Annotated in this window: 13 protein-coding genes and 1 pseudogene; 5 read left to right on the top strand and 9 right to left on the bottom strand. The window is 74.2% G+C overall.

Annotated features, from left to right (window positions below):
• Positions 1 to 158: 158 nt before the first annotated feature.
• Both ACLBX9_RS12010 and ACLBX9_RS12005 read left to right on the top strand, forming a co-directional pair.
• A pseudogene (locus ACLBX9_RS12010) lies at positions 159 to 245 on the top strand (IS5/IS1182 family transposase); the annotation flags it as partial.
• Positions 246 to 325: 80 nt separating this feature from the next.
• Complete coding sequence (locus tag ACLBX9_RS12005; RefSeq protein ID WP_447719073.1) at positions 326 to 2,263, top strand: methyl-accepting chemotaxis protein; 1,938 nt, start codon at positions 326 to 328, stop codon at positions 2,261 to 2,263.
• A gap of 137 nt (positions 2,264 to 2,400) precedes the next feature.
• On the opposite strand, the gene ACLBX9_RS12000 is transcribed toward ACLBX9_RS12005, so the two are convergent.
• The 4 genes from ACLBX9_RS12000 to ACLBX9_RS11985 all read right to left on the bottom strand — a co-directional run bounded on the left by ACLBX9_RS12000 (position 2,401) and on the right by ACLBX9_RS11985 (position 6,149).
• Positions 2,401 to 3,255, bottom strand: a complete 855-nt coding sequence (locus ACLBX9_RS12000; protein WP_447719072.1) for an amidohydrolase family protein — start codon at positions 3,253 to 3,255, stop codon at positions 2,401 to 2,403.
• A 109-nt stretch (positions 3,256 to 3,364) separates the two neighbouring features.
• Positions 3,365 to 4,762, bottom strand: a complete 1,398-nt coding sequence (locus ACLBX9_RS11995; RefSeq protein ID WP_447719071.1) for an MFS transporter — start codon at positions 4,760 to 4,762, stop codon at positions 3,365 to 3,367.
• 101 nt (positions 4,763 to 4,863) lie between these two features.
• Positions 4,864 to 5,118: a hypothetical protein gene (locus tag ACLBX9_RS11990; RefSeq protein WP_447719070.1), complete on the bottom strand. Its 255-nt coding sequence runs from the start codon at positions 5,116 to 5,118 to the stop codon at positions 4,864 to 4,866.
• Between the two features lie 179 nt (positions 5,119 to 5,297).
• Positions 5,298 to 6,149 carry a TrmH family RNA methyltransferase gene (locus ACLBX9_RS11985; protein WP_447719069.1) on the bottom strand — a complete coding sequence of 284 codons (852 nt, stop codon included), beginning with the start codon at positions 6,147 to 6,149 and terminating at the stop codon, positions 5,298 to 5,300.
• A 794-nt stretch (positions 6,150 to 6,943) separates the two neighbouring features.
• Between ACLBX9_RS11985 and ACLBX9_RS11980 the strand changes: the two genes are divergently transcribed.
• From ACLBX9_RS11980 to ACLBX9_RS11970, 3 genes are all read left to right on the top strand, one after another.
• Complete coding sequence (locus ACLBX9_RS11980) at positions 6,944 to 8,032, top strand: replication protein RepA (protein ID WP_447719068.1); 1,089 nt, start codon at positions 6,944 to 6,946, stop codon at positions 8,030 to 8,032.
• A gap of 103 nt (positions 8,033 to 8,135) precedes the next feature.
• Positions 8,136 to 8,837, top strand: coding sequence for a hypothetical protein (locus ACLBX9_RS11975; protein WP_447719067.1), 702 nt, complete (start codon positions 8,136 to 8,138; stop codon positions 8,835 to 8,837).
• Between the two features lie 258 nt (positions 8,838 to 9,095).
• Entirely contained in the window at positions 9,096 to 9,314 is a 219-nt protein-coding gene (locus tag ACLBX9_RS11970) for a hypothetical protein (protein WP_010687367.1), read from the top strand.
• A gap of 19 nt (positions 9,315 to 9,333) precedes the next feature.
• Here the strand turns inward: ACLBX9_RS11970 and ACLBX9_RS11965 are convergent, their stop codons facing one another.
• The 5 genes from ACLBX9_RS11965 to ACLBX9_RS11945 all read right to left on the bottom strand — a co-directional run bounded on the left by ACLBX9_RS11965 (position 9,334) and on the right by ACLBX9_RS11945 (position 15,484).
• Positions 9,334 to 9,687, bottom strand: a complete 354-nt coding sequence (locus ACLBX9_RS11965; RefSeq protein WP_010687366.1) for a hypothetical protein — start codon at positions 9,685 to 9,687, stop codon at positions 9,334 to 9,336.
• A gap of 685 nt (positions 9,688 to 10,372) precedes the next feature.
• On the bottom strand, positions 10,373 to 11,941 hold the full coding sequence (locus tag ACLBX9_RS11960) for a SulP family inorganic anion transporter (RefSeq protein ID WP_447719066.1): 1,569 nt from the start codon (positions 11,939 to 11,941) through the stop codon (positions 10,373 to 10,375).
• A 2-nt stretch (positions 11,942 to 11,943) separates the two neighbouring features.
• Positions 11,944 to 12,621, bottom strand: coding sequence for a carbonic anhydrase (locus tag ACLBX9_RS11955; RefSeq protein ID WP_010687364.1), 678 nt, complete (start codon positions 12,619 to 12,621; stop codon positions 11,944 to 11,946).
• A 166-nt stretch (positions 12,622 to 12,787) separates the two neighbouring features.
• Positions 12,788 to 13,126, bottom strand: coding sequence for a hypothetical protein (locus ACLBX9_RS11950; protein WP_010687363.1), 339 nt, complete (start codon positions 13,124 to 13,126; stop codon positions 12,788 to 12,790).
• Between the two features lie 435 nt (positions 13,127 to 13,561).
• Entirely contained in the window at positions 13,562 to 15,484 is a 1,923-nt protein-coding gene (locus tag ACLBX9_RS11945; protein ID WP_447719065.1) for a sensor histidine kinase, read from the bottom strand.
• Positions 15,485 to 15,543: the final 59 nt, after the last annotated feature.

Raw genomic sequence — 15,543 nt, 5'->3', positions numbered from 1 at the left:
CGATCTGAGCCGAGTGGATGGTCTTGCCGATCGCGTCGGCGGGTCAATGCCGGCCTTTGGGCCCGGTAGGTATTACGGGTTCTCCGCAACAGAGATACGCCGGGTCAATCCGGCCAACACTTTATTGAAGCCTGCTATTCCGCCAGCGGTTCAATCTCCGCCGTACCGCCACCCGATACGACAAGCTCGCCCGCAACTATGCTTCATCCGTCGCTCTCGCCGCCATCAACGCTTTTTGTCGCTGAGCGATTCCAAAGTCCCAGATAATGGGGTGCGTATGTTCGGAGTGCTGCCGGTTGCAAGTTCTGTTGCAACGCAAACCTCGTTGGACGCCGGCACAGGGTGGTGGTACAAGGCTGAACGCAGGCGCAGCCTCAAACCACTGATCTTACAAGTTTTTCTCCTCAAGGGGCCCAGCCTGTTCCTGGGCGCGAAGGGCGCGCAGTTCGGGCCGGAGCTGGCGGCCCAGCGCGGGCGCACCGACGCGGCGCTCGCCGGGCTGCCCCAGGCCGTGGCGGCCGCCACGGGCTTCGGCCCGGATTTCGCGGCGCGCGGGACGGGCTTCGCGCGGGCCCTGGCCGGGCTCGCGGACCAGCGCCGGACGATCGACGCCCTCGTCCCGGGCGCGCCGCAGGCGGCCGTCTTCTACACCGGGCTGATCGGCGAGGGGCTGGGGCTCGTGCGGGCGATGGGCGGGGTGATCGACGAGGCCGGCCTCGCCGCGCGGGCGAACACCTACGCGGCGTTCCTGTCGCTCAAGGAGGCCGCCGGGCAGGAGCGGGCCGCCGCCTCGGCGGCCTTCGCCTCCGGCAGCCTGGACCTCGCGGCCGCCCGGCGGCTCGCCACGCTGGCGGCCGACCAGGCGACCTACGCGGGCCTGTTCCGGGCCGGAGCCGAGCCGGCGCAGGCGGCCCTGCTCGACGCCGCGGAGGCCGCCGAGCCGGCCCGGGAGGTGGCGCGCCTGCGCGAATCCACCCAGGCGACGATGCCGGGGGCGGTCCTCGCCTTCCGCGACGCGCCGGCCTGGTTCCGCCTCGCCACGCAGCGGATCGACGCCCTGAAGGGGGTGGAGGACCGGCTCACCGCCGATCTCGTGGCCGCCGCCGGCGCCGTGCGGGCCCGGACCGACCGGATGCTGGCCCTCTGGATCGTCGGCGGGCTCGCCCTGTTCGCGCTCTCGGCCGGCCTCGCGATCTGGCTCGGCACGGCGATCGCCCGGCCGCTGACCCGGATGGCGCGGGTGCTGACCGCGATCGGCCGCAACGACGGGACGGAGGATCCGGCGATCCCGTCGGGCGGCCCCCGCGAGGTCCGGGCGATCGCCGCCGCCGCGCTGGCCTTCCGCGACAGCGTCGCTGAGCGCCGGGTGGCCCGGCTCGCGCAGGAGCGGCTCGCCGCCGAGGCCAGCGCCGCCCAGCGGAATGCCGCCCTGGGCCTCGCCGACAGCTTCGAGCGCCAGGTCGGCGGCATCGTCGCGGCGGTCTCGGCGGCCGCCACCCGGCTGGAGGCCTCCGCGCACGGCATGGCCCGGGCCGCCCAGGACACGACCGACCTGAGCCGCGCGGTGGCCGGGTCGGCGGATTCGGCCGCGCGCTCGGCCGACACGGTGGCGGCGGCCACCGAGGAACTCACCGCCTCGGTGCGGGAGATCGGCGTGCAGGTCGGAGCCTCGGCCGACCTCGCGGCCGGCGCGACCCGGGACGCGGACGGGATGGCCGGGGAGGTGCGCCGCCTCGCCCAGGCGGCGGGCAGCATCGGGGAGATCGTCGCGATGATCTCGCAGATCGCCGGGCAGACCAACCTGCTGGCGCTCAACGCCACGATCGAGGCGGCGCGCGCCGGCGAGGCCGGCCGGGGCTTCGCCGTGGTGGCCGCCGAGGTCAAGCACCTCGCCGAGCAGACGGCCCGGGCCACCGAGGAGATCGCCGCCAAGGTCGCGGAGATCACCGGATCGACGGAGGCCTCGGTCCGCGCCATCGGCGGCATCACCGAGGTGATCCGCACTCTCGCCCGGATCGGCGCCGAGATCGCCGCCATGGTCGAGCAGCAGGGCGCGGCCACCGCCGAGATCGCCCGGACCACCGCGCAGACCTCGCAGGACACGCGCGGCGTGTCGGGCCACATGGCGGGGGTCGGCCAAGCGGCCGGCACGGCGAGCCAGGGCTCCGCCCAGGTGCTGCAGGCGGCGGGCGACCTGTCCCGGCAGGCGGGCGACCTGCGCGGCGCGGTGGAGCACTTCCTGGCCCAGGTCCGCGCCGCCTGAGGACGGGGATCCCAAAGGGCAAGCCCTTTGGCGGGGTGTCGGGGCGGCGCCCCGACTTCCGGGCAAAGCCCGGCAGCAGGGCTCTGCCCTGCACCCGCGAAAGGTCTCGACCTTTCGAAACCGGGACTCGCGTCGCGCTACGCCAGTCCCAGCCCGAGGAGCCGGTCGGCGTTGCGCCAGAGGGCGGCCTCCAGGGCCTCCTCGGACAGGCCGAGGCCGCGGAAGTCGGCGACGCCCTGGCCCATGGGGCGGAACGGGAACGAGGAGCCGAACAGGAACTGGTCCCTCATGAAGCCGTTCGCCGCCTCCACGTAGAGGCCGCCGCCGGGCGCGAAGGTGTACATGTCGGGCGAGACGAAGACGTTGGCGTTGCGGAACGCCACCGTCACCATGGCGGCCACGTTCGGGTAGAACCCGTGGCAGCAGACGATCGGCAGCTTCGGGAAGGCCTTGGCGACCCGGTCCACCGCGAGCGGGTCGTTGAAGCGCAGGTCCGGCGTGGTCGGCCCCGACATCACGAAGGCCGGGACCTTGAGGTCCTGGCACAGCTCGTAGAGCGGCATCAGGCGGTCGTCGTCGGCCGCCATGGCCTCGCGGTAGAAGCCGGCATCGAGGTTGATCCCCTTGAAGCCGAGCTCGGTCACGGCGCGCCGGGCCTCGGCCAGGGCGGCCTTGCGGCCGAGCTTCACCGGGTCGACCGAGGCGATGCCGATCAGGCGCTTCGGGTCGTGCCGGGCGGCCTCCGCCAGGGCGTCGTTCGAGACCCGCACCCCCGGGACCGAGCGGGCGACCATGACGGCGACGTCGATGCCGGCCCCGTCCATCTCGGTGCAAAAACCCGCGATCGTCGCGCCGCGGGTGAAGTGCTCCACCTCCCGGCTGCCGACCCGGGCGTTCAGCCAGCGCGCGACGCCGAATTCCGGCGTGTCCGGCTCGGCGCCGAAGAACCGGTGCAGGAAGGTCGGCCGGCTGCGCATGTCCACGACGGGCATTTCTTGTGACTCCCCAGTGTGATCGGCGGATCGGTCGGGTTTCCAAAGGGCTTGAGCCCTTTGGCGGGTCGTCAGGGCGGAGCCCTGACGGGTCAGGTTCCGGATCGCCTCAGTGCGAGACGGCCTCCAGCACCCGGCCGCGGGTCTCGACGCCGAGGGTCAGCACCAGCAGGGCGGCGATCAGGAATCCGCCCGCGCCGACCTGGAACGCCGTGGCCGGGCCGTGATCGCGCACCAGCACGGGCACGATCATCGGCCCCAGGATGGCGCCGATCCGCCCGAAGGCCGAGGCGAAGCCGGCGCCGGTGGCCCGGGCCCGGGTCGGGTACAGTTCCGGCGTGTAGGCGTAGAGGCAGCTCCACATGCCGAACATGAAGAACTGCATCACGAACCCCGACACGAACAAGGCCGTCTCGCCCGCGGCGTTGCCGTACAGGTAGGCGGCCGCCGCCGCGCAGACGAGGAACAGCGCGGTGGTCGGCTTCCGGCCGGCCCGCTCGAGGAGCAGGGCCGCCGTGGCGAAGCCCGGGATGCCGCCGAGCGTGATCAGGGTCACGAAGCCCACCGAGCCGACGATCGAGAAGCCGCGCTCCTTGAGCAGCACGGCGATCCAGGAATTGAGCCCGAAGAAGCCGATCAGCGCGAAGAACCACAGGCCGAAGGCCATCACGGTGCGCCACCGGTATTCGGGGGCGAACAGGGTCGCGACGGGGCCGCGCCGCGGCCCGGGGGCCGCCGCCGCCGCGGCCACGGCCGGCGCCACCGGGGGCAGGGGACGGCCGGTCGCCTGCTCCACGGCGCGCTCCATCGCGGCCATCACCGACTCGGCCTCCGCGGTCCGTCCGGCCTCGGCGAGCCAGCGGGGCGATTCCGGCATGGACCGGCGCACCGCCAGCACCACCAGCGACAGCAGGCCGACCACCACGAAGGCCCAGCGCCAGCCGAGATAGGGCAGCACGAAGAAGCTGATCGCCCCCGACAGGACGTAGCCCACCGCCCAGAACCCCTCCATGATGGCGATGTACTTGCCCCGCACGGAGGCCGGGACGATCTCCGAGACCATCGCCTGCGCCACCGGGGCCTCGCCGCCGACCCCGACCCCGATCAGGAAGCGGCAGGCCATCAGCACGGGCAGGCTCCAGGACGCCGCCGCCGCGAGGCTCGCCAGGCCCCAGACCACCATGGTCACCTGGAACACCGCCTTGCGGCCGAACCGGTCCGAGGCGGTGCCGGCCAGGATGTTGCCCACGAGCTGGCCCGCGAAGGTCATGGCGGCGAGCTGGCCGGCCTCGGTGGGGCTCAGGCCGAACGCCACCACGATCGAGCCGAGCAGGAAGGTCAGGAGCGCCACGTCGATCTGGTCGACGAGCCACGCCGAGGCGATGATCGCGAAGATCCTGCGCTGGTAGCCCGACATGGGCAGCCGCTCCAGGCGGGCGGCGATGTCGGGGATTGCCGGCCGCGCGCCGTCGGGGCGCGTCGCGATCGGGGTTTCGGCGGCTGGCAAGGCTGACTCCCGTCCTCCGCGGCCCGGACGGTTCCGGCGCGGTCCGGCGGCTCCGGTACATCACCGCCGGCCGCGGGAACAGGGCGGCGGAACCGGACGGCTCAGTCGGGGATGGCGAAGCCGATCGACAGGGACAGGGCCGCGACGGCGGTCAGGGCCACGGCGGCCTGACGGACCTGGTGCCAGCGGGCGCAATGGGCCCGCTCCTCGGCCGTGGCGCTCAGGCCGAGCTCGTCGTCGAACCCGCGCACGAAGGCGTCGAAGCTCGGGAAGGCCCGCCGCGCGAGCCACAGCCACACGCCCACGGCGGTCAGGCCGAGCGCCCAGCCCCCGTAGGTAAAGGTATCGTCCAGCATCAGGCGCACGCTTTCGGCCTACGCCCCCCTCGTCGCACATTCTACGGCAGATTGCATGAACCGCCTAGGCCGGATCAGGGCCGGAATGCCGGTTCCGGGAGTCCGGACATGCCTGCGAAGACGGATTTGCGACGCCGTGTCTGCGAAGACATGATTTCGAGCCTGTCCGGTCCGGTGCGTCAGGGCCTCTCCGGGATCCGGCCGAGCGCGTAGAGCGTGATGGCGGCCGCGTTCGAGACGTTGAGGCTGCGGATCGCCCCCGAGAACGGGATCCGGGCGAGCACGTCGCAGCAGCCCCGGGTGCGCTCGCGCAGGCCCTTGCCCTCCGCCCCCAGGACGATCACCAGCGGCCGGGCGACCGTCAGCGCGTCGAGGCTCTCGGGCGCGTCGGAATCGAGCCCGACCCGGGTGAAGCCCCGCTCGCCCAAGGCGATCAGCGCCTCGGCGAGGTTCCGGACGGTCACGAACGGCACGTGCTCCAGGCCGCCGGAGGCGGATTTCGCCAGGACGCCGGTGGCGCCCGGCGCGTGGCGCGCCGTGGTGACGATCCCGGCGACGCCGAAGGCCGCGGCGGTGCGCACGATCGCCCCGACATTGTGCGGATCGGTGATCTGGTCCAGCGCCAGCAGGAGCGCGTCGGCGGGCAGGTCGTCGAGGCCGGGGGCGGGCAGGGGTTCGGCTTCGAGGTACAGGCCCTGGTGGACCGCGTCCGGGCCGAGCAGGCGGCCGATCTCGCTCGGCCGCACCAGCTCGGGGGCGATCCGCAGGGCTCCGCCGAACTCGGCCTCCAGCCGGGCGGCCGCGTTCTCGGTGGCGAGGAGCCGGTGCAGGCCGCGCGCGCCGTTGCCCAGGGCCTGCACCACCGGGTGCCAGCCGTACAGCACGGCGGCCCCCTCGGCGGCGGGCTCCCGAGGGGGCCCGGCGGGGGCGGGGCGGTGGCCGGGCCGGAAGCCCGGGCGGCGGAAACCCGGCGGGCGGGCTTTCGGCGGACCGGATCCCGGCGGGCGTCCGTCGTTGCGGCGGTCCGTCATCGGAGCGCGTCCGGATAGCGGGGCATCGGTGCGGCCTTCTCAGAGGGTTCCGGCGGAGTCGGTCCGAGAAACCGGGCGGCATGGCCCGCGTCAAGCCGGCGCCGCGGGGGCCGCGGCCTCACGGCGGCACAGCACCGGCCGGGGATGGCGGTTGGGCGTCGGGCCGGAGCGGTGTGGACAAGGACGGTTCATTCCCTTCATTCCCTGTTCAAGACCGATCGAAGAACCTGGTGTTCGTCAGAAAGAACGGGATCCACGACACTAGGAAGATTATCAAGAAGAGACTCTCAGAGAGTCAGTTCGGCAAGTTATATGCGGTGCCAATTCCTCCTGATCTGCCAGAGACTTGAGGCATCATCCCGTATCCCACTCTGCGTGGCTGCGCATCGAACTCTGCGTGGGCGTGCATGCGATTCTGCGCCGGTTCGGCGGAGCGCCGTATCGGAGTCTGCGCGGCCGCGTATCGGATTCGGCGCGGATTCGCGCCCGGGCCGGTGGATAACGGGGACGGAATGCGGGCCGGGACCGTATCGGACTCTGCGTCGGGCGGGCGCGGCGGTCCGGCCCGTATGCAGGTCTGCGCGCCGCCCCCGGCAGCACGGCCCGGCGGGCACGGCCTCTGAACGACGCCTGCGCGGCCCCTGCGTGATCCCTGCGCGGCCCCTGAGAAGCGGGGATTGCCGGGACAAGCCGGCTCCGGGCTGGGATTCCCACGGGCGAATCGTGGCATGGCAGGGTCGGGCGCGCCTCCCCCGGCCGGCGGAGACGCGCCCCTGCGACGCGGGTCGAGGGCGATGGGCATCGAGGAGAAGATCGCCGGGATCCACGATCCGGACCTGCGGGCCGAGGTCGAGGCGGCGCGCGGCGGCTTCCTGTTCGCCCAGATCGTCGAGCACGTCCTGCACCGCCAGCGCGAGCGGGACGCGCAGGCGGCGGTTCTGGGCGAGGAGGAGGTCCGCCGCGCCGGGCTCTCCCGCGACCAGCGCCGCCGCGACGCGGTCCGGCTGGTGATCGAGAGCGAGCCGGCGCTGCCGTCGAGCCTGCAGCACATCCACTCAGTGCTGGCGCTGTGCGGCCTGCCCTACCGCGATCCCGGCCCGGTGCGCGAGTTCTCCCGCACCTACGGGCGCAACTCGCTCAACCTCATCGCCGGCCGGATCAAGGACCCCGCGACCGGCGCCTTCACGCCCCAGGGCCTGCCCTACGGGCCGAAGGCCCGGCTGGTCCTGCTCCACCTCTGCACCGAGGCGGTGCGCCAGCGCAGCCCCACCGTGAAGGTCGCCGAGACCCTGTCGGGCTTCATGCGCGAGATGGGCTTCGCGGTGACGGGCGGCGAGCGCGGCACCATCCGCCAGTTCAAGGAGCAGCTGAACCGGCTCGCCGCCTGCTCCATGCAGATCGGCCTGTGGGACGGGCGCGACAGCGCCACCACCCTCAACGTCCCGCCGTTCCGCAGCCTCGAACTGTGGCGCCCCCGGGCCGGGGAGGGCGACGACGAGGCCGGGCGCACCGTGCGCTTCGATCCGGACTTCTACGAGACCCTGATCCGCCACGCCCTGCCGGTGGACGTCCGGGCGGCCCGGGCCTTCTCGGGCTCGGCGCGCAAGCTCGACCTGCTGTTCTGGACCGGCTACCGGCTGCGGTCGCTCCAGCGCCCGCTGCGCCTGACCTGGGCCAACCTGCACGCGCAGTTCGGGGCCGAGAACGCGTCGATCCGCAGCTTCCGGCAGGCGTTCAAGGCGGATCTGGCGCATCTGCGCGAGGTCTTTCCGCGGCTGCCCCTGGTGCTCGACGACGGCGGCCTGACCCTGCACCCGGCCGATCCGGGGGCGCTGCTGGTGCCGCCGCGCCCGGCCGCCAAGGGAATGCGGACCCGCCGCTAGGGAACATGGAATATTCCGGGTTCCGAGAGGGAACATTTCGTCGGCATCTTCCCTCAGGCCCTGAAAGCGGCTACCCATTCCCTTTGTACGGAGGGAATATCGCGTGGGCCTGTCGGAAGCCGAGATCGAGGCGCGCCTCGCCCTCCTGCGGCGGCGGCGTGAGGCCCTCGACCGGGAGATCGCCGATCTCGTGCTCTACCTCGAACTCGGGCGCCGTCTCGCCGGCACCGGGACCGATGCCGGCGAGACGGAGACGCGCCCGGAGACTCGCCTGAAGATCGCCCCGGGCGCGTCCCGCGATCCGCGACCACGGGGTCCGGACGGGCCGCCTGCCGGGTGGGGCGACCCGCCGCCCGACGTCGTCTCGTCGGCGCGCCGGGTCCCCGCGGCCCCGGCCCGGCCGCGGGCCGAGCTCCGCTCCGCGCCGCAAGTCGAGGACGCTGCAGAAGACACTGCAGAAGTCGCTGCAGAAAGACCTCGCGACGGGTCTGCCGAAGGGACCGGAAGGGCCGAAGGATCCGGGGCGCTGGGCGCGATCCCGCCGGCCATTCCCTTCGCGGAGGACGCGGCCGGCGCCCGCCGCTACGGCCGCGCCCTGGTGGGGGCCGCCTGCGCGGCGCTCGCGGAGGCGGGCCGGCCCCTGCACGCGGCCGAGATCCTGGCGGTGCTCGCCGGCCGGGGCTTCACCGTGCCGGGCCGGGATCCCGTGGCCGCCCTCAACACCCGCCTGTGGAAGCGGGCCGGCCCCGACGGGCCCCTGCGCCGCGTCGGCGAGGCGACCTACGCGCTCGCGCCGCCGGCCTGAGCGGACCCGTCACGAAAGCGTGACGGCGCCCGGCCCCGCGCCTCCTCCATTTCGGGGTCGTCGCGGGCCGCGAAACCTGCATCCTGACGGCGGCGCGGTCCCGGGCGAACGAGGGCGCGGCGGCAGAGGGCGCGGCGGCATGGGGCATGACGGCATGGGGCGCGACGGGACGAGGCGCGACGGGACGAGGCGCGACGGGATGGTCGAGACGGGTGCGGACCGGGCGGGTTCCGGTGACCGGATCCCGGCGCGGGCCCGATGACGGCGGTCCTCGCCGCGCCGGCGGCCCAGGCCCTGGCCTTCGTGCTGGGCTGCGCGGTGATCCACGCCGCGCGGGCGCATGCGGAGATGGTCACGCGCCTGCTCGCCGCGACCGCCGTCGCGGCGGCCGTGCTGGTCCTGCTCGTGGCCTCCCTCGACTCCGCGCCGGGCGCGGACGAGATCTTCGACGAGGTCTCGGTCTACGCGGCGTCCTGAGGGGAGGGGCGCGGCCGGCTCAATTGATCAGGCAGAAGCCCGCCCCGGTTCCGACCCGGCGCTCCTGCGCGCACCAGGGCCGCGGCCCGCCGGAGGGCCCCTTCAGGGCGGCGACGGTCCGGGCCGCGGCGGGATCGGAACCGCGCAGGGCGGGGCCGGCGACCTCCGCGCGCTCCCCGTCCGGGCCGCGCACCCCGACGGCGCCGCTGGGCACGGTGGTGGGTGCGGTGCTGGACGTCTGCTCCGGCTCGTTCACCGGGACCGGCTGCGCGCGGTCGGGCGGATTCAAGGGCGCCAGTCCGGGCCCGTCCTGCGCGATGGCAGTTCCGCACAGGATCAGGCAGGCGGCCGGAAGCGCGAGGACCTTGAGCATCGGGGAAGCTCCGTGTCGAGAACGATTCCGCCGACCGATCGCTCGGACCGGCCGTCTCCTCCAGTGTGACAGCCGGCCGTTAAGGGCGCACAAACATTCAGGATTAATATTTTCCGAAGATAGCCTATAATCGGATGATGATGTGATGAGATTTAAATCTATCTCACCATCCGGAGCTCGACGCGCATCTCCGGAAGGATTCCGGTTCAGCCGGGGCAGGCCATCCGGACCGCGTCGCGCGCGGCCGGCCCGGTGTCGGCGGGCTCACGACTTCGGTGCGACGGCCAATCGTCTCACGCCGACAGCGCTGGAGCGCTCTCCGCCGCGGTGGATTCCGGTTCGGTGCGGGACACGATAGACCCGCCGGGTCGGTGTTCTGCTCAAGTCCATCCTGCCCCCTCATCCCGAGGTGCGGCGCAGCCGCCTCGAAGGAGGGCTCCGGGGATCGCGCGGCTGGCTGGAGGCCGCCTTCGAGGCCTGCGCTGCGCTCCGTCACCTCAGGATGAGGGGACGCGTTGGACCGCCGACCCGGGGCGTCCCGGCCTTCGGCACCGTGTGCGACGCGACCGGGCACGGCTCGGAGCCGCCGGCGTGTGCCGGCGCGGGCCGGCATAAGCTGGCGGGGGCTGGCGGGGACGGCGCCCGCGGGTCTCCGCGTCCGGGCCCCGTCCCCGCCGCGGCGGCCCTACCGCTCCGGCGCCGCCACCGCGGCGGCGAGGCGGTCGTGGGGCACGCCGGACCCGCCGACCACCGCGACCCGGGTCCCGGCGGCGCTGCGCCGGCTCGCCCAGTCGCCGATCATCTCCAGGCAGGTGTGGTCGATGGCCGCGAGGTTGTCGGTGGCGAGGCGGACCTCGCCGCCCGTGGGGGTGCGCTCCAGCGCCGCCGTGAGGCTCGGCAGCTGCAGGAACGTCGCCGCCCCGGACAGGCGCAGCTCCGGCACGCCGGGCACCTCGCGGGCCGCGGCGTGCTCGATCCGCAGCCGGCCCTTGCGCAGGCTCGGCAGGGCCTGGAGGAGGCTGAGCGCGAGGCCGGTTAGCACGCCGGTGAGCAGGTCCACCGCCACGACGGTCGCCATCGTGGCGAGCCAGATCGCCGCCGTGAGCCAGCCGTAGCGGGCCCCCAGGTGCAGGGCGTGGGCGGGGCTCGCCAGCCGCCAGCCGGTGACAACCAGGATCCCGGCGAGGCTCGCGGTCGGCACCAGGGCCAGCAGCCAGGGCAGGGCGACCAGGAAGGCCAGGATCCAGGTCCCGTGCATCACCGTGGCGGCCCGGCTCACCGCCCCGGCCTGGACGTTGGCCGAGGAGCGCACGATCACCCCGGTCATCGGCAGGGCGCCGAGGAGCCCGCAGATCAGGTTGCCGATCCCCTGCGCGCCGAGCTCCCGGTCGAAGCGGGTTCGCGGGCCGTCGTGCATGCGGTCGACCGCGGCGGCCGAGAGCAGGCTCTCGGCGCTGGCGATCACCGCGATGACCAGCGCCATGATCAGGATCTCGGCCTCGGCGAGCCGCGCCCAGGCCGCCGCGTCCGGCAGGGCGAGGCCGGAGAGGATCGCCTCCGGCACCACCACGCGCTTGACCGCGAAGTCCCCGAGCCCGGCGACCAGGCTGCCCGCCAGGACGCCGACCAGCGCCCCGGGCAGGAGCCGCAGCCGGGCCGGGCGCAGGCGCTCCCAGGCGATCATGGCGGCGATGGTGAGCCCGCCCACCACGACGGCGCCGGTGCGGTCGCCGGCGCCGCTGACGAAGTTGAAGAACGCCGCCGGGATCGCCACGAGGTTGTCGAGGCCGCTCGCCCGGGGGAGGGCGTCGGTGAGGACGTGGATCTGGGCGAGCACGATCAGGATGCCGATGCCGGCGAGCATCCCGTGCACCACGGCCGGCGAGATCGCCCGGAACCAGCCGCCGACCCGCAGGGCGCCCGCGGCGAGCTGGAGGAGGCCCGCCGCCACCAGGACGGGGCCGAGCGCGTCGAGCCCGTGCGCCTGCACGAAGCCGTACACGATCACCGCGAGGCCCGCCGCCGGTCCGCTGACCTGGAGCGGCGAGCCCGCGATGAGCCCGACGACGATGCCGCCGACGATGCCGGTGATCAGCCCGCGCTCGGGCGGCACGCCGGACGCGATGGCGATGCCCATGCACAGGGGCAGCGCCACGAGGAAGACCACCACGGAGGCGGGCAGGTCCCGGGCGAGGCGCGCGCGGACGGCTCCCCCCGGTGCGAGGGCGGCTGTCAGGCCGGAGGGGATGCGCATGGTCAGGCGGCCTGCAGGCGGCCAGCGGCGGCGGCGTCCTGCGCCACCGGGATGTCGGCCTCGCCGATCGGCCGGAAGCGACCGCTCGCGCCGTCATAGGCCAGGAGGGCGCCGGTCTCGATCTCGAAGAACCAGCCGTGCAGGCGCAGGGAGCCCTTGGCGAGGGCGGCGGCGACGCTCGGATGGGTGCGCAGGTTGGCGAGCTGGACCACCACGTTCTCCAGCGCCAGGGCGTGGTGGCGGGCCTGCGCGTCCATCCCCTCGGGATAGGCCTCGCAGACGATCCGCTCGGCGGCCTCGGCGTGGCGCAGCCAGGCCGCGACGCTGGGCATCCGCTTGAGCAGGTCCCGGTTCATCAGCCCCTTCATGGCGCCGCAATCGGAATGGCCGCAGACCACGATGTCGCGCACGCCCAGCGCCACCACGGCGTACTCAATCGCCGAGGAGACGCCGCCGATCACGTCGGAGGCCGGGGGCACGATGTTGCCGGCGTTGCGGCAGACGAACAGGTCGCCCGGCCCCGCCCGGGTGATGTGCTCGGGGGCGACGCGGGAATCCGCGCAGGCGATGATCAGCGCGCTCGGGTGCTGACCGTCGCGCACCAGCTGCTGGTACATCTGCCGCTGGCCGGGGAAGACGCTGCCCTGGAAGCTGGCGATGCCCTGGATGATGCTGTCCATGAAGGGTCCCTGGTGCTGGACGGAGTGGGGAGATCGGCCTGCGCCGCGGCGCGCCGCCGGCCCGTTCGCGGGGGCCGGCGGTGTCTCGGACGGCGTGTCCGTGTGATCGACCGGGCCCGAGGCCCGGGTGGGGGGCCGGAGGCTGCCGGGGCCCCCCGGCGCCGCCTCAGCGCGCGATCCGGCGGCGCTGCGCGGTCCCGGACGCCCAGTGGGGATCGACGAGGTTGCGGCGCGCGATCGCGGGTCCGGCCCGGTCGTGGAGCATCGGCGCCCCGAGGAGCTGCCCGGTCCCCAGGCGCTGCGAGTGGAGCGAGCGCGGGTCGTGATGGGGATCGTTCACGTAGGAGCTCATGTGGCCGCCGCCGGCGACCTGGCGGCTGCCGTCGCCGCCCTCGCCCGCCTGGGCGGAGATCGGCAGGACGAGGGCGCCGGCCAGGAGCCCCAGGGCAAGGCCGCGGGTGAAGCCGAAACGGGAGCCGGTCGGGAGGTGCCGTGGTGTGGTCATCGCGTTACCTCGCATGTTCGTCGTCTGGCCGAGGACACCGCATCCCGAGCCGATGATCCGAACATAAGCGTCGTATTTCGAAGAGTATGTGCGCTTCGGCACAGTAAAACGACAAAAATTTTAATCCTTTCTCTTGGTATTACTTGGTGCGTGGACGCACACCATGGACACCGCACGCCGTCGACGACGGGATTAAAGCGGATTCGGCGCTGTCAGCGCAAAGGCCTGCTGCGACGCGGGTCCGTCATCATGGGGCAGGCGAAGGAATGGGATGCGATACGGCGCCGTCCAGATCATGTGGCCGCGCGGAGACGGCGGCGCCGAGGCCGGCCACCGGACGGGTTCGGGCCGGAGGCCGGGGGCGGGTCGATCACAGCGTGGCCGCGGGCGGCTGCGGGCGGCTGCGGGGCCTGCCGCGGAGGCCCGTCGGATCCCTCAGGCCGGGCGCGGCCGCGGCGGGGTCGCGTCGGCCTCCGCGGGCGGGGCGGGCAGGGGGCTCGCCGCCACGTAGACGAATCCCGCCGCCTCGTAGGCGAGGCTGGCGGTGCCGCGCCCGGCCAGGCCGCGTTCCAGCAGGCGGGTGCCGAAGCCGCTCCGCGCGGGCGGCGCCACGGGCGGGCCGCCGCGCTCGCGCCACGTGATCCGCAGGGTCGGGGCGCCGGCATCGGTCTCCCGCACCCAGGACAGCGCCGCGCGGCCGCCCGGAACCGAGAGGGCGCCGTGCTTGACCGCGTTGGTGCACAGCTCGTGCAGGATCATCGTCAGCGCCAGCGCCCCCTCGGGCGGCAGCCGCAGGTCGGGGCCCGCCAGGGTGATGCGCGGCGTCGCGTCGTCGGCGGTCTCGCCCAGGGCGGTCTCACCCAGGAACGGGCGCAGGGCCTGATCGGCGATGCCGCGCAGGCCCGCGCTGGTCCAGCTCTCGCGGGTGAGGACGTCGTGGGCGCGCGACAGGGCGAGCAGCCGCGCCTCGAAGGCGTCCCGCCCGGCCGCGGCGCCGCCGCCGAGGTTCTTCAGGCTCTGCGCGGCCATCGACTGCACGGTGGCGAGGGTGTTCTTCACCCGATGGTTGAGTTCGTCGATCAGGAGCCGGTGGGCCTGCGCGCGCCGGGCCAGCTCGTCGGCGGCCGCCTCCAGGGCCTCGGCGATCATCGTGCCCTCGCGCACCAGGGAGCGGGGCAGCACCGGCAGCGGCTGGCCGCGGCCCAGCGCGCCGGCCGCGCCCGCCAGCTCCCGCAGCGGCCGGGCGATCAGGCCGGCGAGCAGCCACGCGAGCAAAGCCGCCGCGAGCGCCACCGCGCTGCCCGCCACCAGGATGTTCTCGCGCAGCGCCGTCGCCGAGGCCAGGGCCCGGTCGGCCGACTGGCGCACCACCACCTGCCAGCCGAGGCCGGGATAGTCGCGGTAGCCGGCCGTGCGCGCCTGCGCGCTCAGATAGGCGGCCCCGTCCGGCCAGGGGCCGACCCGGCTGGTACCCTGCCGATCGAGGGGACGCCCGCCGGCCGGCACGGCCTGGGGCAGGGCCTGGGTCAGGGTCGGGGACTGGGGCGAAGGCAGGGAATCCCCCTGCAGGCCCGGCGGCCCCAGGAGGACGGCGCCGTCCCGGGACAGGATCAGGATCTCCGCGCCCTCGCGGTGGCCCCGGAGCGAGCCTTCGAGGGTGCGGGCCATGTCGCGCGCCCAGGTCCAGTCGAGATGCGCGGCCAGCACGCCGACGAGGCGTCCGTCCGCCGCCCGGACCGGGGCCGCGACGTCGACGAGGCGCAGGGGTTCTCGCGCGCGCGTCCCGCCCGATCCCGGTCCACCGGGGGTCAGCACCGCCTGCAGGAGCTTGGCCGGATGCACGTCCCCCACGAAGGGCGCCGCGCGGCCCGCGCGGAAATAGTCCCGGCCGGACACGTCCGCGCCCTCCAGAGCGCCGGTGCTGGTCACCGCGACGCGCCCGTCCGCGTCGATCAGCCCGATGATCGAGTAGGCCGGGTAGGTCGCCTGCATCCGTTCCATGAGGGCGCGCTTGGCGGCCGTGCCGGCCCCCGGATCGCGCAGGCTGTCCGAGGCGGCGGCGATCTGGATGTCGCGCCAGCGCTCGAACATGCCGAGGTCGAGGCTCCGCGCCATCTGGCCGGCGATCTCGGCGAGCTGGCCGCCGACCTCCGCCTCGAGGCGGCGCGTCGCCTCGCGGCTCACCAGGGCGGCGAGCGCCAGGGTGGCCAGGAAGCCGAGGGTGCCGAAACCCAGCGCCAGCACGACGCGCAGCCGCGGCGGCGCCCGGCGGCGCAGACCGGCCCGGCGCGCGGGATCGGCCTGCGCGGCTGCCGGGGGCGCCGCAGAAGGAGAGTCGGATCGCGCGATCGCCTGCATCCGACCTCCTGCGGATCCAGCCTGTGCCAGCCGACGGACTTCGCACCGCCAAGCTCTGC

This window comes from Methylobacterium sp. A49B (genome assembly GCF_053346215.1).
The sequence above is the reverse complement of the archived record's forward strand: the minus strand, read 5'-3'. Positions and strand labels throughout refer to the sequence as shown.

Excerpts from the sequence above, each read along its gene's own strand:
- ACLBX9_RS12000 (WP_447719072.1), bottom strand. The coding sequence starts at position 3,255 with ATGCCCGTCGTGGACATGCGCAGCCGGCCGACCTTCCTGCACCGGTTC.
- ACLBX9_RS11990 (WP_447719070.1), bottom strand. The coding sequence starts at position 5,118 with ATGCTGGACGATACCTTTACCTACGGGGGCTGGGCGCTCGGCCTGACC.
- ACLBX9_RS11985 (WP_447719069.1), bottom strand. The coding sequence starts at position 6,149 with ATGACGGACCGCCGCAACGACGGACGCCCGCCGGGATCCGGTCCGCCG.
- ACLBX9_RS11980 (WP_447719068.1), top strand. The coding sequence starts at position 6,944 with ATGGGCATCGAGGAGAAGATCGCCGGGATCCACGATCCGGACCTGCGG.
- ACLBX9_RS11970 (WP_010687367.1), top strand. The coding sequence starts at position 9,096 with ATGACGGCGGTCCTCGCCGCGCCGGCGGCCCAGGCCCTGGCCTTCGTG.
- ACLBX9_RS11965 (WP_010687366.1), bottom strand. The coding sequence starts at position 9,687 with ATGCTCAAGGTCCTCGCGCTTCCGGCCGCCTGCCTGATCCTGTGCGGA.
- ACLBX9_RS11960 (WP_447719066.1), bottom strand. The coding sequence starts at position 11,941 with ATGCGCATCCCCTCCGGCCTGACAGCCGCCCTCGCACCGGGGGGAGCC.
- ACLBX9_RS11955 (WP_010687364.1), bottom strand. The coding sequence starts at position 12,621 with ATGGACAGCATCATCCAGGGCATCGCCAGCTTCCAGGGCAGCGTCTTC.
- ACLBX9_RS11950 (WP_010687363.1), bottom strand. The coding sequence starts at position 13,126 with ATGACCACACCACGGCACCTCCCGACCGGCTCCCGTTTCGGCTTCACC.
- ACLBX9_RS11945 (WP_447719065.1), bottom strand. The coding sequence starts at position 15,484 with ATGCAGGCGATCGCGCGATCCGACTCTCCTTCTGCGGCGCCCCCGGCA.